Raw genomic sequence first — 1238 nt, 5'->3', positions numbered from 1 at the left:
ATGCCGAGCGGCTCGGCCTGTGGGGCAGCGCCGATTTTCCGTTCGCGACGCGATCCGAGTTCGTCGCCGCAATCGAGGACGGCGGCGTTGCCACGATGGAGGTGCTCGCGCGCGACCTCAAGGCGATGGGTCTCTACGCATCCCGATCCCTGTCCTTCGAGGGCGTCGAATACGACATCCTCGAACATGGACTTTCCGATGAGCAGGTCCGCATCTACGATTCCTATGCGGAGGCCTATCAGGTCATCCATAACAATCTCAACGCGGCACTCGAAGCCTCCGGCATCACCAGCGGCAAGGGCACACTCAACAAGAACGCCAAGGCCGCTGCACGCTCCGCCTTCGAAAGCTCGAAGCAGCGCTTCTTCAACCACCTGCTGACCTCGATGAAGACGCCAGCGCTGATCGGCCCTATCGAGAGGGATGTGGAGGAGGGCCATGCGGCAATCGTCCAGATCATCTCAACCGGCCAGTCGCTCACTGAGCGCAGGCTTGCCGAGATTCCGACCGACGAGTGGGGCGACATTCAGGTCGACGTCACACCGCGCGAGATCGTCGCGGAATTTCTGCACAATTCCTTTCCGACCCAACTCTTCGAGGAATATTCCGACGCCGAAGGCAATCTTTTGTCGCGGCCGGTCTATGACGCTGATGGCAACCCCGTCCTGTGTCGCGAAGCCGTCGCGCGCCGGGATGCATTGCTCGAACGGCTCGGAAGTCTGCCCGCCATCCCGACCGCGCTCGACCAGATCGTCCAGCGATTTGGCACTGATCTCGTGGCCGAGATCACCGGGCGCACGCGCCGCATCGTGCGCCGCGACGATGGCGGCACGATCGCCCGCTTTGCCGTCCAAAGCCGCTCGGGCAGCGCCAATCTCGACGAGACCCGCGCCTTTATGGACGACGAAAAGCCCATCCTGATCTTCTCGGAAGCCGGCGGCACGGGGCGATCCTATCACGCCGATCTCGGCGCGAAGAACCAGCGCCTGCGTCTGCACAATCTCCTAGAAGCCGGGTGGCGCGCCGACATTGCGATCCAGGGTCTCGGACGCAGCCATCGCACCAACCAGGCGCAGCCGCCGCGTTTCCGCATGGTCGCCACCAATGTGAAAGCCGAACGGCGGTTCCTCTCCACCATCGCCAGGCGACTCGACACGCTCGGCGCCATCACGCGCGGGCAACGCCAGACCGGCGGGCAGGGGGTGTTCCGCCCGGGGGGCAATCTCGAAACCCAATAC

Annotated in this window: 1 protein-coding gene; it reads left to right on the top strand. The window is 63.8% G+C overall.

Annotation, left to right across the window (positions count from 1 at the left end; genetic code table 11):
- The coding region (locus EOA75_RS32975) for a strawberry notch C-terminal domain-containing protein (RefSeq protein ID WP_206517126.1) at positions 1 to 1238 on the top strand (1238 nt) is incomplete at both ends.

The sequence above is a fragment of the Mesorhizobium sp. M1A.F.Ca.IN.022.07.1.1 genome (genome assembly GCF_003997575.1).
In the GTDB taxonomy this organism is placed as follows: Bacteria; Pseudomonadota; Alphaproteobacteria; order Rhizobiales; family Rhizobiaceae; genus Mesorhizobium.
Note: the sequence above shows the minus strand (reverse complement) of the source record. Positions and strands in the feature narration are given on the sequence as shown.